At 76.2% G+C, this 5378-nt stretch carries 6 protein-coding genes and 1 pseudogene; 4 read left to right on the top strand and 3 right to left on the bottom strand.

What is annotated here, in order from left to right; all coding sequences use genetic code 11:
• A pseudogene (locus tag DVA66_RS16690) lies at window positions 1-351 on the top strand (hypothetical protein); the annotation flags it as partial.
• Window positions 348-1265 carry a metallophosphoesterase gene (locus DVA66_RS16685; RefSeq protein ID WP_114561081.1) on the top strand — a complete coding sequence of 306 codons (918 nt, stop codon included), beginning with the start codon at window positions 348-350 and terminating at the stop codon, window positions 1263-1265. The pseudogene DVA66_RS16690 and the gene DVA66_RS16685, both read left to right, overlap by 4 nt.
• Window positions 1266-1278: 13 nt before the next feature.
• Here the strand turns inward: DVA66_RS16685 and def are convergent, their stop codons facing one another.
• Together def and DVA66_RS16675 are read right to left on the bottom strand one after the other, a co-directional pair.
• Complete coding sequence (def, locus tag DVA66_RS16680; protein WP_114561080.1) at window positions 1279-1884, bottom strand: peptide deformylase; 606 nt, start codon at window positions 1882-1884, stop codon at window positions 1279-1281.
• A gap of 57 nt (window positions 1885-1941) precedes the next feature.
• Window positions 1942-3027 carry a lactonase family protein gene (locus DVA66_RS16675; RefSeq protein WP_114561079.1) on the bottom strand — a complete coding sequence of 362 codons (1086 nt, stop codon included), beginning with the start codon at window positions 3025-3027 and terminating at the stop codon, window positions 1942-1944.
• 51 nt (window positions 3028-3078) lie between these two features.
• On the opposite strand from DVA66_RS16675, the gene DVA66_RS16670 reads away from it, so the two are divergent.
• A complete protein-coding gene (locus tag DVA66_RS16670) occupies window positions 3079-4023 on the top strand; it encodes a tyrosine recombinase XerC (RefSeq protein ID WP_114561078.1) in 945 nt (314 codons plus the stop codon).
• Window positions 4024-4031: 8 nt separating this feature from the next.
• On the opposite strand, the gene DVA66_RS16665 is transcribed toward DVA66_RS16670, so the two are convergent.
• The gene (locus DVA66_RS16665) at window positions 4032-4781 is read right to left on the bottom strand and encodes a DUF899 domain-containing protein (protein ID WP_114561077.1); all 750 of its coding nucleotides are present in this window, start codon (window positions 4779-4781) and stop codon (window positions 4032-4034) included.
• 125 nt (window positions 4782-4906) lie between these two features.
• Between DVA66_RS16665 and DVA66_RS16660 the strand changes: the two genes are divergently transcribed.
• The coding region (locus tag DVA66_RS16660; protein WP_198671864.1) for a TetR/AcrR family transcriptional regulator at window positions 4907-5378 on the top strand (472 nt) is incomplete at its 3' end.

Raw genomic sequence — 5378 nt, 5'->3', positions numbered from 1 at the left:
CGGCTGCGGACCGGGCCCGACCCGGCCGACGGGGTGCCGGCCGCCCTGGACGCGGTGGCCGCCGGCGCGACCGCGGTGCTGTGCACCTCCGACGTCCGCCAGCTGGCGGTGCTGCGCGGGCTGGCCGCCCGCAGGCTGGCCGCCTCGACCACCGGCTGGGACGGCCGGATGCCCGGGATCGACCTGCTGGGCCTGACCACGGTGCGGATGCCGGTGGAGGACGCCGCCGCCGGCGCGGTCGACCGGCTGGCTGCCCTGCTGGACGGCGAGGAGCCGGCCCTGCCCACCCACCGCGGCTGGCGCGGGGAGCTGGTCGAGGGCCGCACACTGACGGAGAGGGGAACGGCATGACCGTGACCGAGCACCCACGGCCGCTGGCCGTGCTGGCCCACCTGAGCGACCTGCACCTCACCGGTGACGGGGCGCCGCTGTACGGGCTGGTCGACGCCGACCGGGCGCTGGCCCGGGCGCTGGAGCGGCTCGTGGCCTCCGGCGTGCGACCCGACGCGCTGGTGCTGTCGGGCGACCTGGCCGACCGCGGCGAGCCGGAGGCCTACCGCCGGCTCCGCGCGATGGTCTGGCCGGTGGCCGAGCGGCTCGGCGCGCGGGTGGTGGTCGGGTGCGGCAACCACGACGACCGGGCGGCGCTGCGCCGGGAGCTGCTGCACGACGCCGTCGAAGGTGCCGACCCCGGCGCGGCGGATGCGGTCGACGCGCCGGTGCACGGCGTCCACGACCTCGGCGGCCTGCGGCTGGTCGTGCTCGACTCCAGCGTGCCGGGTGCCCACTGGGGTGAGCTGGGCGAGGACCAGCTGGCCTGGCTCGCCGGGCTGCTGGCCGAGCCGGCCGAGCACGGCACCGTGCTGGTGGTGCACCACCCGCCGGCGCCGACGGTGCTCGACCTGGCGCTGACCGTCGAGCTGCGCGGGCAGCAGCGGCTGGCCGAGGTGCTGCACGGCACCGACGTCCGCGCCGTGCTGTCCGGGCACGTCCACCACCCGCTGTCGGCGACCCTCGCCGGGGTGCCGGTGCACGCGGCCAGCAGCCTGGCCTACACCCAGGACCTGCTGGCCGCCGGCGGCGGCACCCGCGGGCAGGACGGGGAGCAGGCGCTCGCGCTCGTGCACGTGCTGCCGGACACCGTGGTGCACGCGGTCGCCCCGGTGGCCGCGCACCCGACGGTGGGGGAGCGGGTGGAATCCGACGAGGTGGCCCGGAGGCTGGCGGCGGCGGGCTTCGTCCGACCCGAGGACGCCGTCCGCTGAGGCCCGGCGCCGGTCAGCCGGCGCTGGGCGGGGTGGTCTCGACCGGGCGCTTGGGCGAGACCGGCCAGTCGGCCGGGTAGCGGTCGGCCATCGACTCGTGCTGGGCGGTGAGCTTCTTGCGGATCCGGCCGGGCAGGCGGTCGCCGAAGACGGTGCCGTTGAGGTGGTCGGTCTCGTGCTGCAGGCAGCGGGCCAGCAGCCCCGTGCCGACCAGCTCGACGTCGCGGCCGTCGAGGTCCTGGCCCTGGCACAGCGCCTGGTCCGGGCGCGACAGCGGGGCCCACGCGCCGGGGTAGGACAGGCAGCCCTCGTCGGCCGACTCCAGCCGCCGGTCCCGGCCCGAGGGCAGCGTCACCCGCGGGTTGCAGAAGACGCCGGTGTGGCGGCGCTCGTCGGCGTCGGGGCAGTCGTAGACGAAGACGGCGAGGTCGATGCCGACCTGGGTGGCCGCCAGCCCGACGCCCTCGGCCGCGGCCATGGTGGCGAACATGTCCCGGACCAGGGCGCGCAGCTCGTCGTCGAAGTCGGTGACGGGCCGGGTCACCGCGTGCATCACCGGCGTGCCCCACCGGGTGATCGGCAGCACGGTGCCGCCGGTGGTCAGGTCCAGGCTGGTCATGGGGGTGGTTCCTCCGTGGTGCGTGGGTCGTCTCGGCGGCGTGGCCGACCCGCGATGCTACCCGGCGGGCGTGCTGACGTCGCGGACGAGCACCGCGGCCGGGGCGGCGGTGGGGATCTCGAAGTCGAGCACGTACCCGCTCTCCCCGTCCCGCGGACGGCGGAAGGCCACCACGGTGTCGGAGTTCTGGTTGGCCACCCACAGGTGGCTGGCGCTGCACCACAGGTCGCGCGGCCAGCGTCCGCCGGTGCTGAGCTCGGCCACCTCGACCAGACGGCCGTGCTCGGTGTCGAGGTCGAAGACGGCGACGGTGTCGGGTCCGCGGTTGCCGACCAGCAGCTGGCCCTCGTGCAGCCGGAGCGCGGAGGGGAAGCACTCCCCACCGGTGGCGCTGGTGGTGGGCCAGGAGCCCACCTCCTGCCACAGGTGGTCCTCCCGCCGGGCCAGCCAGAGCCGGGCGGTGAGCTCGCAGGCGACCACGAGGTGCTCACCGCTGACCACGAGGTGGCGGGGCCCGGAGCCGGCCGGCAGCGCGACCGGGTCGGCCGCCAGCCGGAGGTGGCCCTCGACGTCGAGGCGCAGCTGGTGCACCTGGTCGGTGCCGAGGTCGCAGACCAGCACCCGGCCCTCGTGCGGCACCACCTGGTGGGCGTGCGGACCGTCCTGGCGGTCGGCGTCCGGCCCGCTGCCGGAGAAGACGTGGTGGTCCAGCTCCTCCGACAGCCGCCCGTCGGCGGCGATGCCGAAGGTGGAGACCGACCCGCTGGTGTAGTGGGCGACCAGCACGTACTGCCCGGTCTCGTCCACCGCGAGGTGGCAGCCGCCCGCGCCGGCGGAGACCACGGTGTTGAGCAGCTCCAGCGAGCCGTCCTCGGCGATGCGCAGCGCGCTGACCGTGGTGGGCGAGGTCTCGCCGACGGCGTAGAGCAGCGGACGGTCGGGGTGGGCGACGAGGAAGCTGGGGCTGCTCGCCGGCACCGGCGCCAGCTCGGTGAGGGCGAGCCGGTCGGCCTGGTCGGTGTCGAACCGGTAGGCCTCCACGCCGCGACGCTGCACGTCCTCGCCGGTGTAGCCACCGACGTAGACGGCCGAGCCGACGAGGATCGAGGAGTCGCCGGAGGTCGCGGGGTCGTCGTCAGCCATGCCGGCGAGGCTATACCGGCCCACCGCCTCCGGGCGGCCTACGATCGCCGCGTGAACGAGCCGTCGAGCAGCGACGACGCCGCCGGGCCGGGGTGGGCCCGGGCCGCCCGCGCGGACTGGCTGCGCTCCCTCGAGCTCGACCAGCACCTGTCCGCGCACAGCCTGCGCGCCTACGCCGGCGACCTGGACGGGCTGGTGCAGCACCTGGACCGGCTGGGCCGCACCGGCTTCGAGCAGGTCGGGCTGCCCGACCTGCGCAGCTGGCTGGCCAACCAGCAGACCCGCGGCATGCAGCGCAGCACCCTGCAGCGCCGCGCGGCCGCGGTCCGCGGGTTCTTCGGCTGGCTGCACCGCACCGGCCGGATCCCGCACGACCCGGCGCAGGCGCTGCGCTCGCCCCGGCGCGGACGGCGGCTGCCGCCGACCCTGGACCAGCGCGACGCCGAACGGATGCTGAGCCGCGCGATCGAGGCCGTCGGGGTCGACGACACCCCGGTCGCCCGCCGCGACGTGGCCCTGCTGGAGATGCTCTACGCCAGCGGCACCCGGGTCTCCGAGCTGTGCGGTCTCGACCTCGACCAGCTCGACGCGGACCGGCACCTGGTCCGGGTGCTCGGCAAGGGTGACAAGGAGCGGGTGGTCCCGGTCGGCCGTCCGGCCTGGACCGCGCTGCAGGCCTGGCTGGACGTCCGGGGCCGCCTCGCGACCCCGGCCGCGGGGGCGGCGGTCTTCGTCGGCGAGCGGGGCGCGCGGATCGACCCGCGGGTGGTCCGCCGGATCGTCCACCGGGCCCTGGCCGGGGTCGAGGGCGCTCCCGACCTCGGACCGCACGGGCTGCGGCACGCGATGGCCACCCACCTGCTGGAGGGTGGGGCCGACCTGCGCAGCGTGCAGGAGCTGCTCGGGCACTCCTCGCTGGCGACCACGCAGATCTACACCCACGTCACCACCGAGCGGTTGCGCGCCGCCTTCGAGCAGGCGCATCCCCGGGCCTGAGCCCGGGCTCAGCGCGACCCGTCGCCCCCGTCCCTGGGCCCGTAGAGCCGGGCGATGTCGGGGGAGTCCAGCCACCCCTCGTAGGTCTCGTTGCGCGGCCACCCCTCGGGCGAGTCCTGCCACGGCTCCTGCCGTCCCCAGGGGAGGAGGTCGATGAGGGGGAAGGTGTGGCTGAGCTGCTCGGTGCCCCGGCCGTTGGTGTGCCAGGTGCGGTACACGGTGTCGCCGTCGCGGAGGAAGACGTTGACCGCGAACCCGCCCCCGGGCGGGGCGTCGACGTCGGCGCCGAAGCTGCTGCCGGCGGTGGAGTACCACTCCATCCGGTTGCCGACCTTCTCCCGGTAGGCCAGCGCCTCGCCGATCTCGCCCTGGGTGACCACGACGAAGCGGGCGTCGTAGGTGTCGAGGAAGTCCAGCCGGGTGTACTGGGAGGTGAACCCGGTGCACCCGCCGCACTGCCACTCCGCACCCGGCGACCACATGTGGTGGTAGGTGATGAGCTGGGAGCGGCCGGCGAAGACGTCGACCAGGCGGACCGGCCCCTCGGCCCCCACCAGGGTGTACTCGGGCATCCGCACCATCGGCAGCCGGCGCCGCTGGGCCGCGATCGCGTCCAGCTCGCGGGTGGCGGCCTTCTCGCGGCGGCGCAGCTCTGCCAGCTGCTCGCGCCACTGCTCCTCCTCGACCATGGGCGGCAGTGCCGGTGCGGTCGGGCCGGGCGGGGCGGTCGTGCCGGGAGGGGTGGCTGAGGTGGTCATCTCTGCTCCTTCGCTCGAGACGTGCCGGGGTCCGCAGGCCGCCGACCCGGTATGTTGACAGCGTACACATCGGGTCCGGGCCGTCAAGGGTCGTCCGGCCCTGCTGACCACTGATCGGAGGACCGGTGCCGCGCTCCCGGACGGCCTACCACCACGGCAACCTGCGCCAGGCCCTGCTCGAGGCCGCCCTGGAGCTGACCCGTGCCGGCGGGCCGGGCGCGCTGGTGGTGCGCGAGGTCACCGCCCGGGTCGGGGTGTCCCCGAACGCCGCCTACCGCCACTTCGCCGACCGGGACGCGCTGCTGGCCGCCGTGGTGCAGCGGGTGCAGGCCGCGATGGCCGAGCAGATGGTCGCGCCGGCGCGACCCGCCCCGGACGACCCGGGTGCCGCCGTGGCGGGGCTCCGGGCCGTCGGCCTGGGCTACATCGAGTTCGCGCTGCGCGAGCCCGGGTGGTTCGAGGTGGCCTTCGCGACGCCCCGGCTGGCGGGGACGGGCGAGCTCGGACGGGCCGCCGGCGCGCTGCCGCCGCCGCTGCGGCGGCTGGTCGAGGCGCTCGACGACCTCGTCGCCGCCGGTCTGCTCGACCCGGACCGCC

Source organism: Desertihabitans aurantiacus, assembly GCF_003344635.1.
GTDB lineage: Bacteria > Actinomycetota > Actinomycetes > Propionibacteriales > Propionibacteriaceae > Desertihabitans > Desertihabitans aurantiacus.
Note: the sequence above shows the minus strand (reverse complement) of the source record. Positions and strands in the feature narration are given on the sequence as shown.